This is a genomic window from Myxococcus sp. AS-1-15, from assembly GCF_020037055.1.
Taxonomy (GTDB): Bacteria; Myxococcota; Myxococcia; order Myxococcales; family Myxococcaceae; genus Myxococcus; species Myxococcus fulvus.
In genome coordinates this window covers 329544-354143 of record NZ_JAIQDF010000003.1, presented here as the reverse complement: position 1 = coordinate 354143, position 24600 = coordinate 329544, and the positions used below count along the sequence as shown (strand labels likewise).

At 71.0% G+C, this 24600-nt stretch carries 18 protein-coding genes; 3 read left to right on the top strand and 15 right to left on the bottom strand.

What is annotated here, in order from left to right; all coding sequences use genetic code 11:
- Nucleotides 1–5: 5 nt before the first annotated feature.
- The 10 genes from K8625_RS10900 to K8625_RS10855 all read right to left on the bottom strand — a co-directional run bounded on the left by K8625_RS10900 (nucleotide 6) and on the right by K8625_RS10855 (nucleotide 15488).
- Nucleotides 6–3335 carry a hypothetical protein gene (locus tag K8625_RS10900; protein ID WP_223782673.1) on the bottom strand — a complete coding sequence of 1110 codons (3330 nt, stop codon included), beginning with the start codon at nucleotides 3333–3335 and terminating at the stop codon, nucleotides 6–8.
- On the bottom strand, nucleotides 3332–4702 hold the full coding sequence (locus K8625_RS10895) for a GH1 family beta-glucosidase (protein WP_141328648.1): 1371 nt from the start codon (nucleotides 4700–4702) through the stop codon (nucleotides 3332–3334). Before K8625_RS10895 ends, K8625_RS10900 begins: the two co-directional genes overlap by 4 nt.
- Entirely contained in the window at nucleotides 4683–5678 is a 996-nt protein-coding gene (locus K8625_RS10890; RefSeq protein WP_223746964.1) for an ABC transporter ATP-binding protein, read from the bottom strand. The genes K8625_RS10895 and K8625_RS10890 overlap by 20 nt, the downstream gene beginning before the upstream one ends.
- A complete protein-coding gene (locus K8625_RS10885) occupies nucleotides 5675–7429 on the bottom strand; it encodes a dipeptide/oligopeptide/nickel ABC transporter permease/ATP-binding protein (protein ID WP_223782672.1) in 1755 nt (584 codons plus the stop codon). The genes K8625_RS10890 and K8625_RS10885 overlap by 4 nt, the downstream gene beginning before the upstream one ends.
- A complete protein-coding gene (locus tag K8625_RS10880; protein WP_141328654.1) occupies nucleotides 7422–8402 on the bottom strand; it encodes an ABC transporter permease in 981 nt (326 codons plus the stop codon). Before K8625_RS10880 ends, K8625_RS10885 begins: the two co-directional genes overlap by 8 nt.
- Before the next feature lie 2 nt (nucleotides 8403–8404).
- Nucleotides 8405–10054, bottom strand: a complete 1650-nt coding sequence (locus K8625_RS10875; protein ID WP_223782671.1) for an ABC transporter substrate-binding protein — start codon at nucleotides 10052–10054, stop codon at nucleotides 8405–8407.
- Nucleotides 10051–10896 carry a family 16 glycosylhydrolase gene (locus K8625_RS10870; protein WP_223782670.1) on the bottom strand — a complete coding sequence of 282 codons (846 nt, stop codon included), beginning with the start codon at nucleotides 10894–10896 and terminating at the stop codon, nucleotides 10051–10053. The genes K8625_RS10875 and K8625_RS10870 overlap by 4 nt, the downstream gene beginning before the upstream one ends.
- Nucleotides 10893–12119 carry an ROK family transcriptional regulator gene (locus K8625_RS10865; RefSeq protein ID WP_223746967.1) on the bottom strand — a complete coding sequence of 409 codons (1227 nt, stop codon included), beginning with the start codon at nucleotides 12117–12119 and terminating at the stop codon, nucleotides 10893–10895. The genes K8625_RS10870 and K8625_RS10865 overlap by 4 nt, the downstream gene beginning before the upstream one ends.
- A gap of 43 nt (nucleotides 12120–12162) precedes the next feature.
- Nucleotides 12163–12906, bottom strand: a complete 744-nt coding sequence (locus K8625_RS10860) for a hypothetical protein (RefSeq protein ID WP_223782914.1) — start codon at nucleotides 12904–12906, stop codon at nucleotides 12163–12165.
- Nucleotides 12907–13418: 512 nt separating this feature from the next.
- Complete coding sequence (locus tag K8625_RS10855) at nucleotides 13419–15488, bottom strand: hypothetical protein (protein ID WP_223746968.1); 2070 nt, start codon at nucleotides 15486–15488, stop codon at nucleotides 13419–13421.
- A 166-nt stretch (nucleotides 15489–15654) separates the two neighbouring features.
- Between K8625_RS10855 and K8625_RS10850 the strand changes: the two genes are divergently transcribed.
- Nucleotides 15655–16290 (top strand): hypothetical protein, encoded by a 636-nt coding sequence (locus K8625_RS10850; protein ID WP_223782669.1) that lies wholly within the window; start codon nucleotides 15655–15657, stop codon nucleotides 16288–16290.
- On the opposite strand, the gene K8625_RS10845 is transcribed toward K8625_RS10850, so the two are convergent.
- From K8625_RS10845 to K8625_RS10825, 5 genes are all read right to left on the bottom strand, one after another.
- Nucleotides 16291–18339 (bottom strand): TonB-dependent siderophore receptor, encoded by a 2049-nt coding sequence (locus K8625_RS10845; protein WP_223782668.1) that lies wholly within the window; start codon nucleotides 18337–18339, stop codon nucleotides 16291–16293.
- Nucleotides 18340–18425: 86 nt separating this feature from the next.
- Entirely contained in the window at nucleotides 18426–19439 is a 1014-nt protein-coding gene (locus K8625_RS10840) for a PEGA domain-containing protein (RefSeq protein WP_223782667.1), read from the bottom strand.
- A gap of 51 nt (nucleotides 19440–19490) precedes the next feature.
- A complete protein-coding gene (locus tag K8625_RS10835) occupies nucleotides 19491–20705 on the bottom strand; it encodes a serine/threonine-protein kinase (RefSeq protein WP_223782666.1) in 1215 nt (404 codons plus the stop codon).
- 119 nt (nucleotides 20706–20824) lie between these two features.
- Nucleotides 20825–21541, bottom strand: coding sequence for an imm11 family protein (locus K8625_RS10830; RefSeq protein WP_223782665.1), 717 nt, complete (start codon nucleotides 21539–21541; stop codon nucleotides 20825–20827).
- A gap of 164 nt (nucleotides 21542–21705) precedes the next feature.
- Nucleotides 21706–22413 (bottom strand): metallophosphoesterase family protein, encoded by a 708-nt coding sequence (locus K8625_RS10825; protein WP_223746974.1) that lies wholly within the window; start codon nucleotides 22411–22413, stop codon nucleotides 21706–21708.
- 214 nt (nucleotides 22414–22627) lie between these two features.
- On the opposite strand from K8625_RS10825, the gene K8625_RS10820 reads away from it, so the two are divergent.
- On the top strand, nucleotides 22628–23641 hold the full coding sequence (locus K8625_RS10820; RefSeq protein ID WP_255665607.1) for an SPFH domain-containing protein: 1014 nt from the start codon (nucleotides 22628–22630) through the stop codon (nucleotides 23639–23641).
- A gap of 24 nt (nucleotides 23642–23665) precedes the next feature.
- Nucleotides 23666–24586: an NAD+ kinase gene (locus K8625_RS10815; protein ID WP_223782663.1), complete on the top strand. Its 921-nt coding sequence runs from the start codon at nucleotides 23666–23668 to the stop codon at nucleotides 24584–24586.
- The last annotated feature ends 14 nt before the right edge of the window (nucleotides 24587–24600 follow it).

Below are 24600 nucleotides of genomic sequence, written 5' to 3'. Positions count from 1 at the left end.
GTCCCTCAGAGCGAAAGGATTGCATACGCACCCACCTCGTATTCGCGGCCCTCGAGCCCCTCGGCGATGGCCGTCGTGCTCAGGCCCTCCGAGTACTCGTTCAGCATGCGCACCAGCCCTCGCAGACCGAAGCGCGTGGACACCGCCCCCAGCACCGGACGCTTCAGGCCGTAGGACAAGTCGCCTCCGACCTGCAGCGGATAGGTGAGGTTGAAGATGCGGTGGTAGTCGTACGGACCCCAGTCGTTGAAGCGCACCTGCGCCGCCAGGAGCAGTGTGTCGTACAGCGCGTTGGCGTCCAGTCCGAAGCGGCGCACCTGCCGCGCGTCCTCGCCACCCGACTGGTTGCTGCCCACGAACGCCGTGCCGTACAGCTTCAGCCGCTGCGACGGGTTGCCCACCATGCGCAGCGACGCCTCCCACTCGTCCCGAGCGGGCGGAGCGCCGGCGAACGGCACCGCGCTGCCATCCGCGAGGATGGCGATGCTCGCGTCACGCGACGTCGGCTGGTGGCGGTACACCAGGTCCAGGCCCGCGGCGAACGGCGCGTCCTCGCGCATCTCCCGGTCCCACTGCCAGAACCACGTCCCGGGCGTCGGGTCGAAGGTGATGAGCAGCTCCGCGCCCAGCGTCTCGCGGTTGTCGAGCACCGTGAACGCGTCCTGCAACACGTTGCGCGCGCGCACCGCCGGGAAGTACGTGCCCGTCTCCCGGTCGAACGTGTCGGGGATGTTCGGGTTCGGTCCGATGAGCGGCTTCTGGTACAGCAGATTGGGCGCCACCTCGATGGTGCCCAGCTGGAACGCCGCGCCCGCCTGCGCGCCGAAGTGGTTGCCGCGTCCGCTCTCCCGCAGGCTCCAGCCCGTGAGCACGATGCTCGGCTCCGGACCGCCGTCCGCCACGAGCCCCCGGAACGAGCCCTGCGCGAACACGCGCGCCCCGCCGAAGTCATACGTGGCCCGCGCCTTGGCGCCGAGCGTGTCCAGGAACTGCACCTTGTCGCGCAGCACCTCCTGGCCCGTACCCTGGTAGCCGGGGCCGTCCGTCTCGCGCGTCCAGGTGAACTCCTCGCCGATGCGCTGCGGCGCCGCGAGGATACCGCCCACGTCCACGGACAGCGGCCCCTGGTTCCACTCGAACGTCAGCGCCGTGCGGCGCGCCACGCGCTCACGGATGACGGAGGCCGTCTGCTGCGTGCCTCCGCGCGCGATGTCCTCCTGGTGCACCAGCGTCAGCGCCGCGTTGCCGAAGCCCTTGCGGTACTTGGCGACGATGGAGGGGTTGGCGCCCCAGTACAGCTCCGGGCCGATGGCGAGCTTGAAGCCCTCGTACGCGCGCTTGCCGCTGAGCACCACGCCGAAGGGCGCGTTGCCGTGGTAGATGTCGATGTTCGGCCCGTAGTTGGCCTCGCGGTACAGGCCGAAGAAGTCGCCCTCCTCGCCCCAGTGGTAGTGGCCGACGCGGTAGAAGCCCTCGAGCGCGAAGTCCGTGCGGTCCAGCTTGAACTCCGCCTGGTACAGCGCGAACCGGTCGAACCCCGACACACCCGGCTGCGCCACGCCCGGCGTCGGAGAGACACCCGGCGTGGGCGTCGTCGGCGCGGGCGTGTTGCCCCGGTTCTCGTAGAACAGGTTGTTGAGGCGGTTGGTGGCCACGTTGCCCACCACGTTGAACGACGCGCGCCCGTACACGCCGGTGGCGGGCTGGAGCGCCAGGTCGAAGAAGATGGACTCCGTGTGGTCGGAGGCCGTCTGGTTCGGCCGCGTCGTCGCGATGCTCCCGCGCGACAGCGAGCTGTCCATCACCAGCCGCAGGTTGGACACGCGCACCGCGCTGAGCTCATCCGCCTTCGCCAGGGCGATGGAGGACTCGTACCCCTTCGACAGCTCCGAGGGCCGCAGCGCCCCGAAGTGCGCGTGGATGCGGTCCAGGTCCGTCTCCTCCGCGTACGGGTCCAGCCGGAAGGCCGCCTGCAAGAGGTAGTAGGCCGTGCGCGGCTGGATGCGGGAGATGCCCGCGTCATCCGGCGTGCCGAGCGCGCAGATGCCGAACCACTCCTCGTTCATGTTGTTCTGGCCCGGCACGAAGTCCGCCGCGTAGCCGCCGTTGGGCCACGACGCCGTGGTGTCGTGCAGGGAGAGGTTGGTCTCCTGGCCCATCTTCCACCAGCCATCCACCCACTGGAACACGAAGCCGCCCAGCGCGTTGCCCACGCGGCCCTGGCCGTACGTCTGGGTGTAGATCTCCTCCCACTGCTGGCGCAGGTACTCGGCCTGCGCCAGGTGGTCCTCGCGGCCCTCCTTCGCGTTGTACGCGTCCGCGCCGAACTCGGAGAAGAGCACCGGCTTGTCCACCTTGCGCAGCACCTCCTCGTACAAGTCACGGACGCTCGGGCCGCGGTAGACGTTGGCGCCGAAGATGTCGATGTCCGCGGCGTGCTGCGCCACCAGGTCGATGTACTGGAGGTCGCCGTTGGCCAGGGCCACCGGGTGGTTCACGTCGCGCGCCTTGATGGTCCGCGCCGCTTCCCCCATCAGCGTGTAGAGGTGCACCGCGCGCGCGGCGTCCTCCTGGCCGGGCAGCGCCTCGATTTCATACGAGGTCCAGTGCAGGCCGTAGTTGTTCTCGTTGCCGAGCAGCCACAGCAGCACGCCGGGGACGCCCCGGTAGACCTCCACCTTCTTCGCCAGCTCCGCGAGCAGCGCCTCGCGGTGCGTCTTGTTGGAGTAGTCGATGTTCGGCACGAAGGCGCCGTTGACGGTGGCGCCGTAGCGGCCCATCAGCGGGTTCACCACGGTGGTGATGCCGTAGTTCTTGTAGATGAACTCCACCCAGCGCGGCGGGATGTCGTCGAACTGGCGGATGGAGTTGACGCCCATGTCGCGCAGCAGCGTCATCTCGCGCGCCAGCACCGCGCGCACGAAGTCATCGGGCTGGTTCCAGAGCGAGTAGCGGTAGTTCTCGCCGATGGGCGTGTAGCCCCAGTTCATGCCGCGCATCAGGAAGTCGCGGCCGTCCACCTTCAGCTTGAAGCCCCGCTCGTCGCGGTACACCTTGACGACGGTGGCCTTCTCCGCGCCCGCCGTGACGTCCACGGTGGGCAGGGCGATGGGCTGCGGTGACGGCGCGGGACTCGGAGGTCCCTCGGGCAGCGTGGACGTGGTGGGCGGAGGCGCGCCGCCGGGCTGCGCGGCGGCGGGCGGCGCGTTCTCCACGGGCGCCGCGGGGGGCTGCGCGGCGCCGGGCTGGACGGGAGGCGCCTGGACGTCCTGGGCGAGGCCCGAGGGCGCGTGCAGGGCGAGGGTCAGCAGGGGGGCGAGGAACAGGGCTCTCATGCGGCCAGCTCCACATCCAGCCCGTTCTGGGCCACCACGGCGCGGTACAGGTGCGCGCTGTCCTTGGGGATGCGCTTCTGGGTGGCGTAGTCGACGTAGACCATGCCGAAGCGCTTCTGGTAGCCGTAGGCCCACTCGAAGTTGTCCAGCAGGGACCAGGCGAAGTAGCCCTGGAGGGGCACGCCCTGGCGGATGGCCTCGAGCGAGGCCTCCAGGTGCAGCCGCAGGTACTGCACGCGCTTGGTGTCGCGCACGCGGCCGTCCGCGTCGGGGCCCGTGCCGTACGCGGCGCCGTTCTCCGTCACGTAGAGGCGGCCCGGGTTGTAGTCCTGGTGCAGCCGCACGAGCAGCTGGGTGAGGCCGTGGGGGCTCACCTCCCAGTCCATCTCCGTCTTCTCGCTGCTGACGTGGACGGTGCGCGGCGCGTTCTGCGACTCGGGGATGCGGTCGCTGCGCAGGACGGCGCGGTTGTAGTAGTTGACCCCGAGGAAATCGATGGGCGTGGAGATGTCCTCCAGGTCTCCGGCGCGCAGGAAGGGCAGGGTGTCCGACTTCAGATGGCCCGCGGCGACATGGTCCTGGATGACGTCCCGCGGGTAGCCGCGTCCGTAGAGCGGGTCCAGGTACCAGCGGTTGAAGCCACCGTCGAAGGAGCGGCAGGCCTCCAGGTCCTCGGCGCTGGGCGACGCGGGCTCGGCGGGCACCAGGTTGAGGGTGATGCCCACGTCCGCCTGGGACACGTTGGAGCGCAGCACGGGCACCGCCTGTCCGTGGGACAGGAGCACGTGGTGGGCCGTGGCCAGGGCCTGGCCCCAGTCCTTGATGCCGGGCGCGTGCTCACCGTTGGCGTAGCCCAGCACGCTGATGCACCAGGGCTCGTTGTGCGTAATCCAACGCTTCGCGCGGTCGCCGAGCTTCTGGCTCACGACGTCCGCGTACTCGACGAAGGCGCTCACCGTGTCGCGCGAGGCCCAGCCGCCCTGGTCCTGGAGCGCCTGGGGGAGGTCCCAGTGGTACAGGGTGACGCAGGGCTCGATGCCGGCCTCCAGCAGCCCGTCGACCAGCCGTGAGTAGAAGTCCAGGCCGGCCTGGCTCACCTTGCCGCGGCCGGTGGGGAGGATGCGGGGCCACGCGATGGAGAAGCGGTAGGACTTCAGTCCCATCCAGCGCATCAGCTCCACGTCCTCGCGCCACCGATGGTAGTGGTCGCAGGCGACGTTGCCGTTGGTGCCGTCCTGAATCTTCCCAGGCGTGGCGGAGAAACGGTCCCAGATGGATTCACCGCGCCCGTCAACATCGGTGGCGCCTTCAATCTGGTACGAGGAGGTGGCGACACCCCACACGAAGTCACGAGGAAACTGCCGCATCGTCAGGGACTCCTTTCGAGGACTCGAGGTGGCAGCGGACGTGGTGCTCCGCCGCGGAATGGTGGAAGGGGGGAATCGATTCGTGACAGCGCACGTCCGCGTGCGGACAGCGCGGGGCGAAGGCGCAGCCCAATGGCGGCGCGGGCCCGGCGGGAGTGCGAGCGGGCAGCGGCGTGCGCAGGAAGTCCACGCCGTCCGGCACCGCGGAGAGCAGCAGGCGCGTGTACGGGTGGCGAGGTGCCTGGAGCACCTCGCGGGTGTGGCCTGTCTCCACGACGCTGCCCGCGTAGAGCACCAGCACGCGGTCCGCGAGGTGTCGCGCGCTCGCCAGGTCGTGGGTGATGAAGAGGATGCCGATGCCGCGCTCGCGCGTCAGGCCCTTGAGGAGCTGGAGCACGCCTCGGCGCGTGGAGACGTCGAGCATCGACGTGGGCTCGTCCGCGATGATGACGTCGGGTTCGACGGCCAGCGCTCGGGCCACCGCGACGCGCTGCCGCTGGCCTCCGGACAGCTCGTGCGGATAGCGCTGGGCGAACTGCTCCACGGGCGTCAGGCCCACGGACTCCAGCAGCGCGTGCACGCGGCGCTTGAGTTCCACGCCCTGGGCCTTGCCGTGGCGCAGGAGCGAGCGCTCCAGGTGATAGGCCACGGTGTGCACGGGGTTGAGCGAGGCGAACGGGTCCTGGAACACCATCTGCACGCGGGCGCGGTAGGACAGCGACGCGGCGCGGCCGTCGTGCGCGAGGACGTTCTCTCCGTGCAGACGCAGCTCGCCGCCGTCCGGGGTGTCCAGCCGCGCGAGCAGGCGCGCCAGGGTGCTCTTGCCGCTGCCGGACTCACCGACGAGCGCGAGGATTTCGCCGCGCTCCAGTGAGAAGGAGACGTCCTGCAACACCTTGCGCCGGGAGCGCGAGAGGAAGCCGCCCAGCGGGAAGCTCTTCGACAAGCGCGTGGCCTCCAGGAGCGGCGGGCTCATCGGCGACCTCCGGGCAGCGCGGCCTGTGCGGTTTTGAGTGAGGCGTGCTCCAGGACATCCGGTGGCGGCGGCGCCACATCGGACGCGCCGAGGTGCGGGAAGGACGAGAGCAAGAGCCGCGTGTACGGATGCTTCGCGTCCGTGCGCAGCCGCTCCGCCGTGTCCACCTCCACCAGCTTGCCGGCCTGGAGGATGCCCACCCGGTCCGCGAGCGCCAGCAACAGCGGCAGGTCATGCGTGATGAACAGGACGGCGAAGCCCAGCCGGTCCTTCAGCTCCACCACCCGCTGGAGCAGCTCCTTCTGCACCACCACATCGAGCGCCGTCGTGGGCTCGTCCATCACCACCAGCTTCGGCTCCAGCGCCAGCGCCAGCGCGATGCCCACCCGCTGCCGCATGCCGCCCGACAGCTGGTGCGGCCACGCGTGCACCAGCTCCGGCTTCAGCCCCACCATCGCGAGCATCTCGCGCGCCCGCGCATGGGACGACGCGCGGGAGCTCCCCCCGTGCGCCGCCAGCGTGTCGTGGAACTGCTCTCCCAGCGAGAGCACCGGATTGAGCGCGCTCATCGCGCTCTGGAACACCATCGACACCCGGCTCCAGCGGAACTCGCGCATCGCCTCGGGCGACAGCGCGGTGACGTCCGTGCCGTCGAACAGGATGCGGCCCTGGGTAATCGCCGCCGACGGAGGCAGCAGTCTCAACAGCGCGTAGCCCAGCGTCGACTTGCCGCTCCCCGACTCACCCGCGAGCCCGAACACCTCGCCCGGCGCGATGTCGAGCGACACCTGGTCCACCACCCGCGAAGGCCCCGAGGTCGTCATGTACTCGATGGACACCCCACGCACGCTCAAGAGCACACCGGGCGTGGGCACCTCGGAGGACGCCTCGACCGCCTTCGCGGGCACCGGCGCCGAAGGGGGCGCCCGCAGCGCGGGGTTCGTCACCTCGTCGATGGCGGAGCTCAGCAGCGTGAGCGAGAAGCCCACCAGCGCGATGCACAGGCCCGTGGGAACGAAGATCCACCACGAGCGCGTCAGGAGCGCCGCGTCGTTGCCGGCCCAGTACAGGTTGGTGCCCCACGTCACCGCGCCCACGTCGCCCAGGCCCAGGAACTCCAGCCCCACCTGCGCGCCCACCGCGTACAGCGTGTTCCCGATGAACGACGACGCCACCAGCGACGCCATGTTGGGCAAGAGCTCCCGGGTGATGATGCGCGCGTGGCTCTCCCCGGCCACCACCGCCGCCGCCACGAAGTCCCGACCGCGCAAGGCCAGCGCCTCCGCCCGGAACACCCGCGCGTTCCACGCCCAGCCGGCGAAGGTGAGCACCACCACCATGCGCATCGGCCCCGAGGGCAGGTACGCCCCCAGCACGATGGCCAACGGCAGCCCGGGGATGACCAGGAACACGTTGGTGGTCAGCGTCAGCGCGTCATCCACACGCCGGCCCAGGTAGCCCGCCGTGATTCCCACCAGCGCGCCCACCAGCGTCACCAGCGCGCCCACCGCGAAGCCGATGGCCAGGGTCTCCCGCGCGCCCACCACCGTCTGCGCGAGCACGTCCTGTCCCTGCCCCGTCGTGCCGAACAGGTGCGCGCGCGAGGGCGGCTGGTGCGGCTGGCCCACCAGCTCCGTGGGGTCCATCACCAGCCACGGGCCCACCAGCGCGAGCAAGAGGAAGCCCAGCAGGATGCTGCCTCCCACCGCCGCCTTGCGCTGGCGGAGCAGGCGTCGAAGGGTCTCACGCATGGGCGCGGGTCCTCGGGTCCAGCCAGAGGCAGAGCAGGTCCACCGCGAAGTTCGCGGCGAGCACCGCCAGCGTGATGACCAGGAAGAGCCCCTGCATCAGCGGGTAGTCCTGGTTGCGCACCGCGAGGATGAGCAGGTAGCCCGTCCCCGGATACGAGAAGACAATCTCCGTCAGCAGCGAGCCGCTGAGCACGAACCCCAGCGCCATCCCGAAGCCCGTCACGTTGGGCAGCAGCGCGTTGCGCGCCGCGTACCGCAGCATCACCTGCCGGGGCGGCAGCCCCTTCGCGTGCGCCAGCCGCAGCGTGTCCGTGCCCAGCACGGCCACCATGGTGTTGCGCATGCTCAGCATCCACCCGCCCAGCGTGGCCACCACGATGGACGTCGCCGGCAGCACCGCGTGCCGCCCCACGTCCGCGATGAACGAGAGCGTCAGCCCCGGCTCCACGTCGTGCGAGTACGCGTGCCGCAGCGGGAACCACCCCAGCCCGAAGCCGAAGAGGTACAGCGCCAGCATGGCCAGCCAGAAGTAGGGGAAGGCCCCCAGGAACGCGAGCGCCGGCGCCAGCGCGGAGTCCATCCATCCGCCCCGGTTCCACGCCGCCAGCACGCCCAGCATCGTCCCCACCGCGAAGCTGATGACCACCGCGCACCCGGCCAGCCCCACCGTCCACAAGAGCCCCGTGCCGATGACCTCCGACACGCGCGACGGGTAGTACGCGTAGGACAGCCCCAGGTCGCCCGAGAGCAGGTGCTTCAGGTACGTGACGTACTGCACGTGCCACGGTGCGTCCGTGAAGCCGAAGGCCGTCTTCAGCGCCACCAGCGCCTCCGGCGAGATGCGCCCCTCGAAGCGCGCGAACATCGCCGTGGCCGGATCTCCAGGCGCGAGCCTCGGGATGACGAAGTTCATCGTCAGCGAGGCCCACGCCGCGAGCAGATAGAAGCCGAGCCTGCGAAGCACGTAGGACATGGTCAGGGCTCCCTCGGCGTGAGGGTCGTCAGCACCAGCAGGCTGTCCGGCTCGGCGTGCGGGGACAGCCGCGCGTACGGGTTCGCCTCGGAGGGAAAGCCGGTGAAGCGCTTGGAGTTGGCCTCACCCCAGGACGGGTTCGGGAACAGCGGAATCGCGGGCGCCGTCTCCGAGAAGCGCCGCTGCACCTGCGCCATCAGCGCCTGCTGCTCGTCGCGCGAGTCGGTGCCCTCGAAGCGCTCCAGCAGCGCGTCCGTCTGCGCGTCGCCGTAGCGCTGCCAGTTCGCCGCGGCCACCTCGCCCACCGGCCGCACCGTCGCCGACGACAGCATCCACTTGTAGAAGGTGTACGGCGTGGGCCCGTCCAGTGACCACGAGATGGCCAGCTGGAACTCGCCCTTCTGCAGCCGCGCCTGCCACGCGCCGAACTCGTACGTGCGCAGCTGCGCCTGCAGCCCCAGCTTGCGCAAGTCGCGCGCGACCACCTGGCCCGCGCGCACCCAGTCGGACCAGCCGCCCACCACCTCGATGTCCAGCGTCAGCGGCAGGCCGTCCTTGCCACGCCGCAGTCCGTCCTCGCCCGCGATGAGGCCCGCCTCGTCCAAGAGCCGCGCGGCCTCCTTCGCGTCGTGGCGCACCCACGCGTCGTCCGCGACGTCCGCGTCCCGCCAGCCCGCGTACGCGTCATTGAGGCCCGTGGCGTCCGCCGGCCGCGTGTAGCCGTACATCGCGATCTCGACCAGCCGCTCGCGGTCCAGCGCCATGCTCAGCGCCTTGCGCACGCGCACGTCGTCCAGCGGCGGCCGGGTGGTGTTCGGGTACAGGAAGACGGTGCTGCCGTAGAGCGGGAACCAGCGCGCGTGGTGCTCCGGGTCCTTGGACACGAAGGTGCGGTCCACGGCGGGGACGAAGTTGCCCGCCCAGTCCACCTCGCCCTCCACCAGCGCCAGGTTCGCCTGGTCATTGGTGGGGAACGCCAGGAAGCGCAACGCGCGCACCGCGGGCTTGCCGGGCTGCCAGTAGTACGGGTTGCGGCCCAGCTCGTATACCTGGTTGCGGAACAGGCTCACCTGCGTGAAGGGGCCGGTGGCCACCGGGCTTGGGTTGGTGAACGTCACCGGGTCCGCCACCAGCTCCCAGATGTGCTTGGGGACGATGGGCTGCGCGGCCAGGTCTCCGAAGCCCGGGATGAACAGCCGCGAGAACTGGAACGCCACCGTGTGCGGCCCCTCGGCGCGCACGTCCGACAGGAAGCGCCACACGCCGCCCGCGTCCAGCGCCGCGTGCTTGCGCAACAGCTGGAACGTGTACGCCACGTCCTCCGCGCTGAAGGCCCTGCCGTCGGACCAGCGCACGCCCTCGCGCAAGGTGAAGCGCAGCGTGCGGCGGTCCTCGGACCACGCATGCCCGGTGGCGAGCCACGGCGTGAAGCCGCCGGTGGACGGCGTGTAGAGCTCCAGGCACTCGTAGATGCCCGCGCGCGTGGGCCACCTGGAGCCCGCGCCGGGGAACAGCGGGTTGAAGTTGCGCACCCACGCGCTCTGCTGCTCCACGGAGACGAACAGCGTCCCGGGCGGACGGGGCCTGGGCTCGTTCGAGCACGCGGCCAACGTCAGCAGGAGGAGGGGGAGCAGTGAGGCCGCGGGCCTCATTCCGCCCTCGCGTAGACGCGCACGTAGTCCACGCGCATCGTCTGGGGGAACTGGGTGGTCCCGTCGATGGGCCCCACGTAGTTGCCGCCCACCGCGATATTCAGGATGAGGAAGTGGGGATGGTCGAACACCCAGCGCCGGTTGGCCGGCAAGTCCCTGGGCGTCACCTCGAGGAACGCGACGTCGTCGACGAACCAGCGGATGCGGTCGGGGTCCCACTCCACCGCGTAGAGGTGGAAGTCCTCGTACAGCTTGCCCCCGCTGACCACGTGCTCGCCGCCGACGTTCTCCCCGCCCGAGTAGCCCGGGCCGTGCAGCGAGCCCCGGACGATGGCGGGCAGCTGGCCCCGGTGCTCCATGATGTCGATTTCGCCGCACTCGGGCCAACCGACCTGCGGGAAGTTGGCGCCCAGCATCCAGAACGCCGGCCAGATGCCCTTGCCGGTGGGCAGCTGGATGCGCGCCTCGAAGCGGCCGTACGCGCGCTCGAACTTGCCGCGCGTGTTCAGGCGCGCGGAGGTGTAGTCGTTGCCCTGGTAGCGCTCCTTGCGCGCGGTGATGACCAGGTGGCCCTCGCCATCCAGTGACGCGTTCTCCGTGCGCGCGGTGTTGTGCTCGTACTGGCCGTTGCCCCAGCCGTCTCCTCCGACGTCCGCGTTCCACCGCTCGGGGGAGGGTGGGGCGCCCGGTGCGCCGTCGAACTCGTCCTGCCAGACCAGCCGCCAATCCTGATGCGAGGGCTGGTGGATGGTGGGAGGGGGCTCGATGCTCTTGGAGCGGGCCGGGTCACAGGCCACGCTCCCCAGGAGCAGGCACCACGCGAGGAGTCGGCTGGAGGTCATGCGATTCTTCCGACGTGTTGGAGTGGGAACAGCGTGCGGTCCCGGAGGGCCGCCTGGAGCACGAGCGTCGCCGCGCCCACCGCGATGGACTTGTCGCCCAGCGCGGAGGTGACGATGCGCGTCTCCGCCATGGACGTGGACAGCGCGCGCTTGCGCACCGAGGTCCGCAAGGGGTCCAGCAGCAGGTCCCCCACGGAGGAGATTTCTCCGCCGAGCACGACGATGGCGGGGTTGAGCAGGTTGAGCAGGCCCGCCACCGCGATGCCCAGGTACTGGCCCAGCCCGTCGATGATCTGCCGCGCCGCCGCGTCTCCGGCGCGCGCGCCCTCGACGATTTCGCGGATGGTCGGCGCCTTGCGGCCCTTGGTGCCCATCAGCTCCCGCGCGCGCTCCACCAACGCGCCGGACCCGATGAGGGTGACCAGGCAGCCGCGCAGTCCGCACAGGCACGGCGGCCCCGCGGAGTCCACGGCGATGTGGCCAATCTCTCCGGCCGTCCCTCCGGCGCCGCGGTACACGTCGCCGTGGATGATGTGGCCCGAGCCGATGCCCGTGGCCAGCTTGATGTACGTCAGGTCCTCCCCGTTGATGCCCGCGCCCCAGTAGCACTCCGCCAGCGCGCCCAGGTTCGCGTCGTTGTCCACCAGCACCGGCAGGTCGAACGTGTTGCCTAGCGCCTCGCGCACGTCGTAGCCGCGCCAGGCCGGCAGGATGAGCGGCGAGAGCTTCCCCGGCGCGGACGGGTGCACCGGGCTGGGCGCGGCCACGCCCAGGCCCACCACGGACTTGCGGGGCACGCGCTCGGCGTCCAGGCACTCCTGCACCAGCGCCCGGATGGACTTGAGCGTGCCTTCGGGGTCGTTGCGCACCTGCTGCGCGCTGTTGCGGTGCGTGCGCACGCGGCCTCGCAGGTCCGTGAGCACGACGGTGACGTGGGTGGCGCCCATCTCCACGCCGAGGATGCTGAAGGCGTCATCCCGGAAGCCGATGAGCGTGGGCCGGCGGCCACCCCGGGACACGCCGGCGCCGATGCTGCGCACCAGCCCGGAGTGCTCCAGGTCCGCGACGATGGCCGACACGGTGGACGGGCTGAGCTCCGTCCTCCGGGCAATCTCCGCCCGGGAAATCTGGCGCTCGCGCCAGATCATGTTCAGCAGCAGGCTGCTGTTCTGCGCCCGCATGCCCGCCGCGTCGACCGTCCGTGCCGCCGTTCCCACTTTCATCGTCCCCTTACGCTCCGTTCCACCGCGTGGAGGATGGTGGGGGTCACCGCCACTGGATGTCGTCGATGAAGAAGACGACCGGAGAGGGCTTGCCTCCCGCGACCCAGCCAAAACCACCCACCACCTTCCGGTATCGGACGCGGCTGACGTCGATTGTGTACTCAGTTGGCGTCGTCGAGAGCGTCACGTCGCCGGTATCCAGCGTGAATCCGTCCGCCTTGGTGCTCAGGCCGGCCAGGAACTTGACGACCTCGCCGCCCGAGGCTCCCCAGGCGTAGAAGGAGAGCACGGAGGCGCCGTCCGGGATTTCGAAGCCGGGCAGGTCGCCCCAGTTGCTCTCCGGGTACTGCCACCACACGCCGCCCCAGTTGTTGCCGCCCACCGTATATGTGAACTTGTGGCAGGTGCCCTTGCCCGTGCCGGGCCGAGGCGAGGCGCACTCGGACGCATAGGTGATGGTGCCCTGCTCGCCGTCGCCCATGTAGCCGCTCGCCGCCCAGTGGCTGTCCACCGCCAGGGGCAGCGTCACCGTGGGGCCCGCGTCCGGCGTGCCCGCGTCCGGGGGAGGCCCGCCCGCGTCCGGCGTCCCTGAATCAGGAGTCCCCGAGTCAGGCGTCCCGGAGTCGGGCGCACCGGCGTCCGGCGTCCCCGCGTCGGGCTTCGTCCCCGCGTCGGCGGGCGGGTCTTGCGTCTTGTCGTCCTCTTCCGGGTCACACGCGCCGAGCAGACTCATGGCGGCGAGCATCCCCGCCGCGGCACACGTCCAGGCGAAACGCTTGTGCTGCATGGGCTTCCCCTCCCTGCTGGAAAACTTCGTTCTTGCTGCGAAGAAACCAGTCGACGCACACAGGTGGCGCTCGCACGGTGCGATGCGTCATGAAAAGCGCTCTGCTTCAGAGGAGCGTGCGGTGAATCACGCCGTGCCCATCGCCCACACCCCCGGGGCCCACCGTCACTCCGTGACGAACCGGCGCCGCATTCGTTCGAGTGGCGAAGAAAGCACCAGTGACGTCTGGCGGATTGCAAGTTCGCGCACGTCTGCGTTTGCGGCGCGCGCAGGGCACAATGCCTGACGCGACGCGGCGGTGGCGCTGGTGAGAGTCATTGTCCACGCGGGCGCGAAGTCGTGAAGGCTGGCGCGCGGCGGGGGCGGAAAACTTCATTCGTCGAGCGAATGAAGTGGGGGCGGGACGGGGTGCTGCTCACGTCCGGTGTCGGGAGGAACGACGAGGCCGGCGGACACGATAGCGGGTGTCCGCCGGCCAGGACAAATCGAGGCGGTGTGCGAATGCAGCGCGGTTACGGGCTGGCGGTGAGCAGGTTCGTCATGGAGACGACGAAGGTGTAGTAGCCGCCGCCGTGGGTGGGCGGGGGCGGGTTCTGGCGCATCCACGCGGCGAGCTGCTCGGGGGTGCCGTTGGGGAGGGCGGTCCGGGCCTCTTCGAAGTAGTTGAGGAAGGTGCGCACGCCGGAGTTCGCGGGGGTCGTCTGTCCCTCGGGCGCGATGAGCCCCATCATCTGGTCGATTTCGGAGGGCGCCAGGTCGAAGGCCTGGGCCACCTCCCGCAGGCCGGCGGTGTCGGTGAGGCGGCGCGTCACCAAATCCCTCATGCGTGGGAAGTCGAGGCCGAGCGCCGCCAGGTCGCGGGCCTGGCTGGGGTAGGTGGACACGAACTCCACGCGGGCCGCGGCGTCGGGGATGCCGAACGCGGTGGCGCGCTCGGTGACGGCGCGGCGCACCTCCTCGTCGCGCAGGTAGCTCTCCCGGGCCTGGCCAATCTGGTTGAGGACGAAGAGGGTGGCGGCCACGGCGAAGCCCGGGGCGCCGGTGAGGATGCCCGCGAAGGACAGGGCGCCCGTGACGACGCTCGCGGCCTGCACGGCCACCTGGATGTGGGTGCCCTGGTTCTGCTCCTGGCGCGAGAGCAGCTCCACCACGTTGAGGCTCGCGGCCACCATGCCCAGGATGTTGCTGGCCTTGCCCACCAGCTTCGCCAGGGCGGGGGCATTCGCCGCCAGGTTCGCCGTGTGCTGGGCCGCTCCCTCGAGGACGGGGAACCTGCCGGCGGCGGAGGAGGTGACGCGGTGGAGCACCGACGCCACGGTGCCCAGGCTGAGGCTGACGGCCGCGGCGCCCATGCCCACCTTGCTCAAGGGGCCGGTGATTCCCAGCAGGACGTTGGGCTCGGAGAACACCTCGGGCCGCGTGAACATGGCCACCGAGAGCGCGGAGGTGACCAGCGACATGGCGCCGGCGCCGCCCTGCGTGGCCGCGTGGGTGGACAGCGCGGTGAGGGCGGCCACGTCGCCGGTGACGGCGCGCGACAGCGTGTCCAGCGTCGCCTGGGGGTTGGGGCCCAGGATGCTGGCCTGGACGCTCGCGGGCATCGCGTCGATGAGCGCGCGGCTGGCGGCCACGGCCTGCTCGGGCGTCTGTCCCTTCGCGAGCGCGTCCGCCATGGTGGCGTTGAGCGCGGGGCCGTAGACCTGGGCCTCCAGGTTGACGCCCGCGCCGCTGGCGAGGGTGGTCATCAGCGGGGCGTTGTTGGCCAGGAAGTCCACCGCGGCGCCCGCCTGGGGCGAGTCGGCGACCAGGGCCAGGCCCTCGAACAGCGCGGCCGCGGCGGTGGGCGTGGTGTAGGGCGAGCCCGCGTGGTGCTCGGCGAGGTAGCTCGTGAGCGCGTCGCCGTTGGCTTCGAGGTGGGCGGCGAAGTCGGCCACGGCCGCGTCGCGCGCCGCGTAGACGCCGGCGTTCTGCTCGCGGTAGCCGGCGATGTACGCGTCGCGCTCCTCGGTGGTCAGCGTGGGGCCGAGCAGCGCCAGGTCGTTGGCGAGCTGCACCTCCGTCGCGTCGACCGCCTGCTGCGCCGCGGTGGCGGAGGCGGACAGCGTCTGCATCCGCGCGTACGCCTCCGCGCCCGTCAGGCCCGGCGCGACCTGGGCGCGAGAGGTCGCCGTCGTGCCCTCGGGCCCACCCCCGCGCGAGACGAGGCCACCGTTGCCCGTGCCTCCGAGCAGGTTGCCTCGTCCTCCGTTCAGGAGGCTCGCGCTGGCCCCGGAGCCATTGAGCAGGGCCATGCCGCCGTTCATCAACATCCCCGCGGTGACTGTGCCGCCGCTGCCCTGGCCCCCGTGCTGCGTCGGCACATGAGGCCCGGGCTTGCCCGCGCCGGCCGTGTCGCCGTTCTTCGCGGCCCACTTGCGGAGGTCCGACTTGCGCGTGTCCTCGGCCTCGAAGCCGCTGTCCTGCTTCTGGTAGCGCGGCGTGGGCGGAGGAGGCGGCGGTGGCGGAGCCGGCCGGGCGGCCTCGGCCTCGGGCGGCGGCGTGGGAACGAACGACGGGGATGGGCTGGACGGAATCCGGGACATGTCGCGCGACCTCGCGTTGAAAACTTTCAACGGAAGTGTCGCGGCCCGCGCGTCGTCGGATGAATTAAACCGAGTTAAATCCGCGCCGCCTCGAGTGTCTTCGGCACGGGGCCCGGCGGCTGGGAATCGAGGCCCCGCTCCTCCGTTGTGGAGGTCCATGCGAGCGATGAAGCGACGAGAGGTCCTGGTGGGGTTGGGCGCCTGCGCGGCCGGCGTGGTGGTGGGAGCCTGCGCGGAGGCGGGTGGGGCGGTGCCCCGGGCGCGGCCGGACCTCTACGCGTGCGAGGGCTGTGAAGCGGTGGCCGAGCGCGTGCCGGAATCGATGACGTCCCGCGTCCAGCTCGCCTCGTCGACGGAGCCGGGCGAGCGGATGGTGCTGACGGGGCGGGTGCTGAGCCCTGGCACGCGAGCCCCCGTGGCAGGTGTCATCGTCTATGCCCATCACACCAACGCGCAGGGGCTGTATGCGAACGGGGGCAAGGAGACGACGTGGAGCCGGCGTCACGGCCGGCTGCGAGGGTGGGCACGGACAGGGAAGGACGGTGTCTACACGTTCGACACCATCAAGCCCGCGCCCTATCCGGACGGTTCGATGCCCGCCCACGTGCACCTGTTCCTCGGCGAGCCCGGCCGCGCTCCGTACCACGTCGATGACGCCGTGTTCGACGGCGAGTACGGCGTGACGGCGGAGTACCGCGCGAAGCAGGAGCTGCGCGGCGGCAGCGGCATCCTCAAGCTGTCACGCTCGCCCGCAGGCGTGTGGCTGGCGACGCGGGACATCGTGCTGGAGCTGCATCCCTAGTCACGGCTCGCTCAGCGCCGGGTCGAACAGGTAGCTCAGGCGGACGAGGAACTCGCGCGAGAACACGGGCAGCGGCGCATGGCCGCCGTTGTACGGCTGGGCGATGCGGAAGTTCGTCCCGAGGATGTTGTAGACGCCCGCGCCCACCTCCAGCCCTGGCGTGAGCACATCCCGCGCGCGCACGTAGAGGTTGAGCAGCAGCTGCGTCGGCAGCTCCTCCACGGCCGAGCGGCCCTGGTCATCCGGCACGTCCACCGCGAAGCGCCGCCCCACCAGCACCGCCGTCGGGTTCACCGACAGCCACGGCTTGAGCTTCAGGCTGCCGGACAGCGAGGCCTTGTGCGTGGGCATCCCGGTGAACGCGTTGGAGTGTCCGGGCACCTGGTAGTCGGCCACGTCGTTGCGGCCCGAGGGCGCGTAGAACGAGTAGCTCAGCGCCACCCGTCCCCAGCTCCCCTTCAGGTGGTAGTCCAGCTCCACGCCCCGGCTGCCGAGCCGCCCCAGGTTGCGGTACGCCTCCTCGTTCGTCACCGCGTCGTACGAGTAGATGATGGGGTCGGAGACGCCCACGTCGAAGGCGTTGGCGCTCAGCGCGTGGCCCTCGCCCAGGCGCAGCGTGCCCTCCAGCTCGTACACGGTGGTGCGCTCGGGCTTCACGTCCGCGCCCAGGCTGATGTTCTCGATGCCCGGCGCGCGGAAGGCGCGGCTGAACAGCGCCTTGCCGCTGAACGGACCGAAGGCGCGCAGGAGCACCAGCCGCGGCACGAAGGAGCTGCCGAAGGCGCTGTGGTTCTCGTACCGCGCGCCCGCGACCACGGTGGCGATGGGGTTCTCCGAGAACGCCTCCACGAAGCCCGCGACGTTCAGATAGGAGACGCTCGTCGCGCCGTCCGCGCCGAAGGCCGTCTGCAGTCCCACGTCCGCGGGCCCCTCCAGCCGCCCCTGGTCCGACGCCACGTCCACGCCGCCGGTGAGCTGCAGGTAGTCCAGCGCCGCCCAGCGCGCCATCGTCCGGCCGCGCAGCCGCATCACCCGCTTCTCGTAATAGAACTCCGAGCCCTGGTCCGTGTCGCGGAACGGCTCGGCGAGCGTCAGGTTGAAGCGGGGGATGATTTCAACCCGCTCGCTCGGACGGAAGCGGTTGCTCAGCTCCGCGTGGAAGGACTCGAAGTCGGTGGCCGCGGGCGCGTCCAGCACCTCGTCGAAGGCGACGATGGCCGACGTGGCGAAGCGCTGGTACAGCACGCTCAATTGCAGGTCCCGGTAACCCACGCCCGCCTGCACCGTCGTCGGGTCCAGCTTCGTGTTGCCGCCCAGCTGCGCGGTGTTGCCGAAGAAGTCCTCGAAGCGCCCGTCGCTGCGCTGCCCTTGCCCCAGCGACGCGGAGGCGAAGACGCTCAGGCCCGGCGCGGACTCGAACACCTTGCGGCCCGACAGCGTGAGGCTGCGCCGCCCGTTGACCGACTCCAGCTGGCCATAGGTGCCCGACACCATCAGGTCCGAGCTGCCCTGCACGCCGCGGGTGATGACGTTGATGACGGCCAGCTCCGCGTTGCCGCCGTAGATGACCGAGCCGGGGCCGCGCACCACCTCGATGCGTTCGATGAGCTCCACCGGCAGCTCGTTGCCCAGCTGCATCGTCGAGTAGAGCTGCTCGTTGAGCTCCTTGCCGTCGACGACGAGCAGCACCTTGCCCTCGTAACCCCACAGGCCGCGGAAGCCCGGCCCCACCGTGCCCTGCGTGTCCACGCCGAAGAAGAAGCCCGGCACCTGGAGCAGCACGTCCATCAGGTCGCGCGCGCCCGAGTCGCGAATCTCCTCCGCCGTCAGCGACGTCACCACCGCGGGCGAGTCACGCAGCCGGGTGATGGCGAACGAGGCCACCTGGCTGTGCACGTCCGACTCCCCATCCAGCGGCAGCTCCTCCTGCGCGCGGGCCTCGGGCGGGGGCTCGGGCGGGGGCTCGGGCTCCTCCCACTGGGCGAGGGCGGGAGACGCGCACAAGAGCAGCGAGAGCAGACCGGGGCGGAGCCGATGACGGCGGACCATGGTGACCTCCAGGCAATGACGGGGCGTGGGCGTCCAAGGCCCTCGCGGAGATTCGGAATGGGAGCGGTGCGGGGAACGAGAGGCTTTCAGCGCACCCGGACGGCGACACGACGGCCTGCTTCGACCTCGACGCTCATGCGACGCTTCACCTCGCCGTTGACGCGGACCTCCACGCGGGCGGGGCCGGCGGGGAGGTTCTGGGCGACGAGGGGTGGAAAGCCATAAGGGCGGTTGTTGACCCAGACCTCGCCGTAGAGCGACGGGGAGCTGATGTCGAGCTCCCCTCGCCCCGTCGCCTCGGCCTTCACCGCCACGGGCGCGGCGGCGGCGACGGGGGGCGTGGGCTGCGGCTCGGTGGGCGCGGTGGTGGCCACGGGGCGCGGAGGGGCGGGCGGCGCCAGCTGCTCGCTCACGTCCCGGTTGAGGGAGTGCACGCCGTCCTCCTCCAGCACCACCGTCTCCTCCATCAACCGGCGCTCCCCCTGCGCGAGCGCCACCCGGTAGGTGCCCGGCCGCAGCGGCAGCCGCGCGGGCGTCATGTCCACCGCCTTGCCGTCCACCTGCACCACCAGCCCCGGAGGCGTGGAGGTCACCAGCAACAGCCCGTTGCGCGGCTCCTCGACCACCGGGGGCGGCTCCTCCTTGGTGTGCTGCGGACTCGCTCGGGACGGACTCGAGCGCGAGGGCTTCGCGCGCGGCGGCGTCCGCGTGACGGCGGGCTCCCGCGCCGGCCTGGCGGGCTCCACGCGCGTCCGGTCGCGCTCGCGGGACTGGAGGTCCGTGGCGATGCGCAGGAGCTCGACCAGGTCTCCGCCCGGCGTCCTTCGCAGGCTCAGGGCCTCGGTGAACTCGCGGACGGCGATGTCGTAGTCGCGGTCCTCCAAGGCGGCGAGCCCCGCGGCGCGGCGGGCGCGGGACAGCCCCTCGTTCGCGTCCTCCGACGGCGGCGCGGGGGCGGTGACGGGCGGCGTGGGGGTGGCCGAGACGGGAGGGGGAGGAGGCACGTCCGACGCGCGGCGCTTGCGCACGACCACGTACGCCATGGCGTTGATGGCGAGCGTTCCGACGACGATGACGGCAATCCAGGTCTTCTGTTTCATCCGCTTCTCGGTCTCACCGCCGCGTCCACCCCGGCGCGAAGGCCGTCACCCTCAGGCGACGAAGTACCAGAACAGGGCACTGGCACAGATGGCGGCTCCGGCCGTCAGGACGACGGGCCAGGGAAAGGGAGGCTCGCCCACGGGCAGGGGCCCGGGAGGCGGGCTGTGCACCGTGGCCGACGTGCGCTCCTCCACCGGAGGCCCGGGCCGCGCGCCCGGCACGTCGTCCAGGGGGGACATATGCCCGGAGGACATGCCGCTGCCAGAGGCCCCGCTGAAGGCGGCCAGCGCCGCGCCCGTGCTCCCGGGTCGGTCCGCGGGGAACAGCGACGTCACCAGCGACGCCAGCTCGCGCCCGCCCGACGTCCAGTGCTGCGACGCGCGGAAGCGCTCCAGGTCCATCGCCAGCTCGCGAGCGCTCTGGTAGCGCGCGTCCGGCTCCTTCTCCAGCAGCCGCAGGATGATGCGCTCCAGCTCCGGCGCGAAGCCCGGTGACACCTGTGACGGAGGCGTCACCTGCACCTGGGTGGCGGCGACGATGGTCTGCTCCACCGTCTCGCGCTTGAACAGGCGTTTGCCGGTGGAGGCCTCGTAGAGGACGATGCCCAGCGAGAACAGGTCCGAGCGGTGGTCCAGCTCCCGGTTCGTTATCTGCTCCGGGGACATGTACGCGTACTTGCCCTTCACCACCCCGACGCTCGTGCGCTCCACGTTGACCGCGCTCTTGACGATGCCGAAGTCGGCCAGCTTGACGATGCCGTCACGCGACACCAGCACGTTGCCCGGCGTCACGTCCCGGTGCACCAGCTTCAGCGGCGTGCCGTCCGGCAGCGTCTTCGAGTGCGCGTACGCCAGCGCGTCCGCCACCGCGATGCCCACGTCCACCGCCACCCGCTGTCCCAGGGGGAACGCCGACTTCCACGCGTGCCGCAGCACCCGGTCCAGCGACTGGCCCTGGATCCACTCCATGGCCAGGTAGTACTGGCCATCAATCTTCCCGAAGTCGAAGACCTGCACGATGTTCGGATGCGTCAGCAGCGCGGCCACCTTCGCCTCGTCCGCGAACATCCGGCTGAACGCCTCCAGGTTGGCGTACTCCGGCAGCACCCGCTTGATGACACACGGCTTGGAGAAGCCGTCCGGACCGTCGATGGAGGCCAGGAAGATGTGCGCCATCCCCCCCGCGGCCAGCCGCTGGAGGATTCTGTACTTCCCGAAGAAGGCCTCTTCCACGGGGGCCGGCACCGGCACGTCGAGCCTGTCCAACGGTCGCCTCGGTAAAAACCTGTAAGGCGAGAAAGATACATTCCGTCTGACTACCCCTCAAGTTCGTGACTCTCGGAGTATCAGCCAGGCGGGCGTCTCGAGCGTCGGGGGCCGGTGGGTCATTCGCCGCGCGGTTTGCGCCGGCTCTTGCGGCGGGGTTTGCGTCGGGCGGGGGGCGGCCTGGTCACCTCGGCGAAGCGCACGCCGCTGACGCCCGCGTGCTCCAGGGCCTCTTTGATGCCCTCGGAGACGATGAGGCTGACGGGCCAGCCCCAGGTGCGCAGGACGCGGGCGCCGCCGGTCTTCTCCGGGTCGATGCGCAGGCCCTTCACGGTGCGGTAGTGGCCCACGCGCTCGGGAGGGGCGTCCTGGGCGGTGTAGTGGGCGACCTCCGCGCAGGCGCGCTCGTCGATACAGCGCATCAGCCGGGTGGCGACGAGGATGAAGTACGGCTCGCTCTCGCCCTCCACCTCCACGGGGAGCAGCTGCACGTCGTCCGGGGCCAGCTCCCGGAAGACGGAGGCCACGGTGGCGTGGACCACGGGGGTGAGCCCCGCACCGGCCAGCGAGAAGTCCAGGGGCCGCCCCGGGGGCTCGACGGTGAGCTTCAGCCGCCCCCGCTGGAGCACCGGGGCCCCCGAGGTGAAGAACCAGACGGAGTCGAGCTTCCGCCCCTCCACGGACACCGGGTCGCTCAGCTCCCGGCGGGCCGGGTGGCGGAAGTCGTCGTGCAGGTCGAAGTAGCGGGCGGCGCGGGCCGTCCTCGGGGGAGCTCGCCGCGCGGCGGACGCACGGCGGGGCCTGTCCGGAGTCTCCTCGGAAGGTGCCGCGCCCATGCGTGGAGTCCCTTCGGAGGAGGCCGGACCCGGAATGCGCCGCGCGAGCAGCCGGAGCGCGTGGGTGAGCCGCCTGAACATCCGCCGATGTTACTTCGCACCTCCCGGGTGGGGGCGAGCGGAACGTGAGGGCGCCCGCTCGCGCGCCTCCCTGGCCAGGCGGCCTACCAGGAGGTGTGCAGCGCGTAGCGGCCCGCGCGGGTGTCCAGGCTGAGGAAGGAGAACTGCCCCTCCGAGCAGGTGCCGCTGTTGAGGAACAGCCGGCTGCCGTGCTCCACCTTCATGCCCAGGTGGGTGTGGCCGGTGACGACGACGTCCGCCTGCTGCTCGTGGGCCCGCGCCAGGGCCCAGCGCTGGAAGGTGCAGCGCTCCGGGTCCGGCGTCGCGTGCGTCAGCCGGACATCCAGCGCCTGGAACATGCGGAACATCGCGTGCAGCCGCATGCGCCTGAGCCACGCGCCCGTCCACACCGCGGCCTCCGACAGCCAGCGCGCCTTGCGGATGACCCAGTCGTGGTGGTGACCGTGGGTGAAGAGCATCCGCACCCCGTCCGCCTCCAGGACCAGCTGCTCGGGCGCCCCCAGCACCGTGCCCGCCACCAGGTCGTGGTTGCCGTGGATGTAGTGGTACTGGGGCTGGGAGAAGCGCCTGACCAGCTCCGGGTGGGCGGCGCGAGCGGCCGCCAGCTCGGCCGCCTGGCGTCCCGGGGTCCTGGAGGTGAGCGTCTCGAAGATGTCCCCCAGGAGGATGATGCGCTCGAAGTCGTCCTCCAGCCCCCGCAGGAAGCGCAGGAAGGCCGTGTCCTCGTGGCCGAAGTGGTCCGCCACGTCGCGTCTGCCCAGGTGCAGGTCCGAAATCACCGCGATGCGCATGGCGTGCCCTGTTCCTCACCCGGTTTGCCCCGCAAGGCTGCGCACGCCCCCCGCGTCGCGCCACGAAATCCGCGGGCCCTGTCGCCGCGCGGATGTTCCCCACCTCCGGGACTCTTCCACCGGCGGTCACACTTCGGGTTGCCTTCGTGTCGGTTGGACACTAATAATGGTGTCGAAATAACACGAAGTGGCGAAGCATCGAGGGGTGGACCCCATGGTCATCGGCTACATGAAGGCGGCACCGACGTCGTACGTGATGCAGTTCGAGGGAGGACGGATGGTGCGGGAGGGGGCGGGGCTGTCGTTCTTCTACTGGAAGCCGTCCGCGACGCTGGTGAGCGTGCCCCTGTCGAGCGCGGACGTGCCCTTCGTGTTCAACGAGGTGACGCGGGACTTCCAGGCGGTGACGCTGCAGGGGCAGCTGACGTACCGGGTGGCGGATGCGCGCAAGCTCTCGGGGTTGTTGGACTACTCGCTGTCGGCGTCGGGGCGCTACCGCTCGGAGGACCCGGAGAAGCTGCCGGAGCGGCTGGTGCAGGTGGCCCAGGTGCGGGCGCGCACGGTGGTTCAGGGCCTGAGCTTGCGCGAGGTGCTGGTGAGCGCGCAGACGATTGAGGACCAGGTGCTCGCGTCGCTCGCCTCGGCCGAGCCCATCCGCGCGCTGGGGGTGGAGGTGATGGCGTTCTCGCTGCTCTCCGCCAAGCCGACGCCGGAGATGGCGCGGGCCCTGGAGGCGGAGGCGCGCGAGGGGCTGCAGCGCCAGGCGGACGAGGCCATCTACGCGCGCCGCAACGCCGCGGTGGAGCAGGAGCGGCGCATCAAGGAGAGCGAGCTGGCCACGGAGCTGGCCGTGCAGGAGCGCCAGCGGCAGCTGCGTGAGGCGAAGATGGCGGCGGACATCGCGGTGGAGGAGCAGCGCGCGGCGCTGATGGAGCGGTGGACCCAGAACGAGAAGCAGGCCGCGGACGCGCGCGCCTACGCGCTGGAGAAGACGCTGGCTCCCGTGCGCGGCGTGGACTGGAAGACGCTGATGGCCACCTCGGCGAGCGGCGGGGACCCCGCGCTCAACATCGCGCTCGCCTTCCGGGAGATGGCGGAGAACGCGCAGCGCATCGGCGAGCTGAACGTGTCGCCGGACCTGCTCCACTCGCTGATGAGCGCTGGTGCGGGGAGCAAGCCGCCGCAGGTCTCCGCGCCGCGCGCGCCGTCGCCCGGCCGCGAGCGCTGAAGCCACGAGAGGGGAGGGCACGCCATGTTCGAGAAGATTCTCCTGGTCACCCGGCGCACGCGGCTGGCGGGGCTGGTGGAGCGCTTCAACACGAAGAAGCAGGCGAAGTTCTACGTGGAGAACGCGGGGCAGGACTTCGACGAGTTCGAGCGCGAGGACCAGGCCTATGCGCGCGCGGTGGACCGGCTGCGCGACTCGCTGGACGTGGGGCTGCCGGTGCAGCAGGTGGACCGGAGCCTGGTGCCCACCTTCCTCTTCACCGGTAAGGAGGTGGTCGTCGTCGCCGGGCAGGACGGGCTGGTGGCGAACGTGGCCAAGTACGTGGGGGAGCAGCCGCTGGTGGGCGTGAACCCGGACCCGGACCGCTTCGACGGCGTGCTGTTGCCCTATGAAGTCCCGCAGGCCCGGGCCGCGGTGCGCAAGGTGCTGGAGGGCAAGGCGCGCACGCGCGGCGTCACGCTGGCGGAGGCGCGGCTGGAGGACGGGCAGCGGCTGCTCGCGTTCAACGACCTGTTCATCGGCGCCCGCACGCACGTGTCGGCGCGCTACCGGCTGAGCCACGGGGGACAGGAGGAGGCGCAGTCGTCCAGCGGGGTGCTGGTGTCCACCGGCGCGGGCTCCAGCGGGTGGCTGTCCTCCGTCTTCACGCTGGCGCGGGCGCTCACCGCGCGCACGGGCGGGGTGCCGGGCGGGGAGTGGCGGCTGTCGTGGGAGGAGCCCCGGCTGGCCTTCGTGGTGCGCGAGCCCTTCGTCAGCCGCAACTCGAGCGCGGAGCTGGTGGGCGGCTTCGTGACGTCCGAGCAGGAGCTGGTGCTGGAGTCGCGGATGCCGTCGGGGGGCGTCATCTTCAGCGACGGGATGGAGGAGGATTTCCTCGCGTTCGGCGCGGGGGCCCGCGCCCACATCCGTCCAGCGAAGCAGCGCGCGCGGCTGGTGATGGCCTGAGGGCCGCGCGCGCC

What these genes read in the sequence shown, in the direction of transcription:
- K8625_RS10900 (WP_223782673.1), bottom strand. Translation starts at nt 3,335, where the DNA reads ATGAGAGCCCTGTTCCTCGCCCCCCTGCTGACCCTCGCCCTGCACGCG.
- K8625_RS10895 (WP_141328648.1), bottom strand. Translation starts at nt 4,702, where the DNA reads ATGCGGCAGTTTCCTCGTGACTTCGTGTGGGGTGTCGCCACCTCCTCG.
- K8625_RS10890 (WP_223746964.1), bottom strand. Translation starts at nt 5,678, where the DNA reads ATGAGCCCGCCGCTCCTGGAGGCCACGCGCTTGTCGAAGAGCTTCCCG.
- K8625_RS10885 (WP_223782672.1), bottom strand. Translation starts at nt 7,429, where the DNA reads ATGCGTGAGACCCTTCGACGCCTGCTCCGCCAGCGCAAGGCGGCGGTG.
- K8625_RS10880 (WP_141328654.1), bottom strand. Translation starts at nt 8,402, where the DNA reads ATGTCCTACGTGCTTCGCAGGCTCGGCTTCTATCTGCTCGCGGCGTGG.
- K8625_RS10875 (WP_223782671.1), bottom strand. Translation starts at nt 10,054, where the DNA reads ATGAGGCCCGCGGCCTCACTGCTCCCCCTCCTCCTGCTGACGTTGGCC.
- K8625_RS10870 (WP_223782670.1), bottom strand. Translation starts at nt 10,896, where the DNA reads ATGACCTCCAGCCGACTCCTCGCGTGGTGCCTGCTCCTGGGGAGCGTG.
- K8625_RS10865 (WP_223746967.1), bottom strand. Translation starts at nt 12,119, where the DNA reads ATGAAAGTGGGAACGGCGGCACGGACGGTCGACGCGGCGGGCATGCGG.
- K8625_RS10860 (WP_223782914.1), bottom strand. Translation starts at nt 12,906, where the DNA reads ATGCAGCACAAGCGTTTCGCCTGGACGTGTGCCGCGGCGGGGATGCTC.
- K8625_RS10855 (WP_223746968.1), bottom strand. Translation starts at nt 15,488, where the DNA reads ATGTCCCGGATTCCGTCCAGCCCATCCCCGTCGTTCGTTCCCACGCCG.
- K8625_RS10850 (WP_223782669.1), top strand. Translation starts at nt 15,655, where the DNA reads ATGAAGCGACGAGAGGTCCTGGTGGGGTTGGGCGCCTGCGCGGCCGGC.
- K8625_RS10845 (WP_223782668.1), bottom strand. Translation starts at nt 18,339, where the DNA reads ATGGTCCGCCGTCATCGGCTCCGCCCCGGTCTGCTCTCGCTGCTCTTG.
- K8625_RS10840 (WP_223782667.1), bottom strand. Translation starts at nt 19,439, where the DNA reads ATGAAACAGAAGACCTGGATTGCCGTCATCGTCGTCGGAACGCTCGCC.
- K8625_RS10830 (WP_223782665.1), bottom strand. Translation starts at nt 21,541, where the DNA reads ATGGGCGCGGCACCTTCCGAGGAGACTCCGGACAGGCCCCGCCGTGCG.
- K8625_RS10825 (WP_223746974.1), bottom strand. Translation starts at nt 22,413, where the DNA reads ATGCGCATCGCGGTGATTTCGGACCTGCACCTGGGCAGACGCGACGTG.
- K8625_RS10820 (WP_255665607.1), top strand. Translation starts at nt 22,628, where the DNA reads ATGGTCATCGGCTACATGAAGGCGGCACCGACGTCGTACGTGATGCAG.
- K8625_RS10815 (WP_223782663.1), top strand. Translation starts at nt 23,666, where the DNA reads ATGTTCGAGAAGATTCTCCTGGTCACCCGGCGCACGCGGCTGGCGGGG.